This window comes from Polynucleobacter sp. MWH-Loch1C5 (genome assembly GCF_018881775.1).
Taxonomy (GTDB): Bacteria; Pseudomonadota; Gammaproteobacteria; order Burkholderiales; family Burkholderiaceae; genus Polynucleobacter.
This window is the reverse complement of record NZ_JACVPR010000009.1, coordinates 1-255: the sequence shown is the minus strand read 5'-3', so window position 1 is coordinate 255 and position 255 is coordinate 1. Positions and strand designations below refer to the sequence as shown.

At 42.7% G+C, this 255-nt stretch carries 1 protein-coding gene; it reads left to right on the top strand.

Annotation, left to right across the window (positions count from 1 at the left end; all coding sequences use genetic code 11):
• On the top strand, nucleotides 1-255 hold a 255-nt coding region (locus ICE94_RS08550; protein WP_216151144.1), incomplete at both ends, for an MBG domain-containing protein.

Below are 255 nucleotides of genomic sequence, written 5' to 3'. Positions count from 1 at the left end.
TGATTGGTAGTGGTTCAGGTAACTTCCGTTATAACAGCGATGAATCGGCAACTAACTACAGTCTGGCTTTAGGTACTGGTAATTATGCAATTTACCGTGAGCGTCCGACTCTTGCCATCACTGCTGACAATAAGACTATGGTGTATGGTGACGCAACACCAACATTGACGGCTTCTATTAGTGGTAATCAAAACGGTGATACTAATACTCAAGTATTGAGTGGTGGTGCCACTTTATCGATTACTGCTTCAGGAA